Below are 278 nucleotides of genomic sequence, written 5' to 3'. Positions count from 1 at the left end.
GCCTTGGTTTATTTCATCCAGTGCTTTTTCAAGGCTACCTTTACGCCGAGTTGAATCACGGTCGATACGGCTGATCGGGGTGTCTGCAAATTCACTACTCAAAAACTCTTCTATTTGCTCGGTGCCCTTGCCGTTAGGAAAGATTTGCGTACTACCACAGTCAGGGCATTGATGTGGTACATGATATTGATCGCCACAATGGTGGCAAATCATTTGGCCTATTGCCTTATGAAAAGTCGCACTGGTGCTGCATCGGCTACATTCACTCAACCAACCAC

1 pseudogene is annotated in these 278 nt (G+C 46.8%); it reads right to left on the bottom strand.

Annotation, left to right across the window (positions count from 1 at the left end):
* Window positions 1-278, bottom strand: a pseudogene (locus AAEY94_RS20670) (primosomal protein N'); the annotation flags it as partial.

The organism is Shewanella sp. AC34-MNA-CIBAN-0136 (genome assembly GCF_040309945.1).
GTDB lineage: Bacteria > Pseudomonadota > Gammaproteobacteria > Enterobacterales > Shewanellaceae > Shewanella.
The sequence above is the reverse complement of the archived record's forward strand: the minus strand, read 5'-3'. Positions and strand labels throughout refer to the sequence as shown.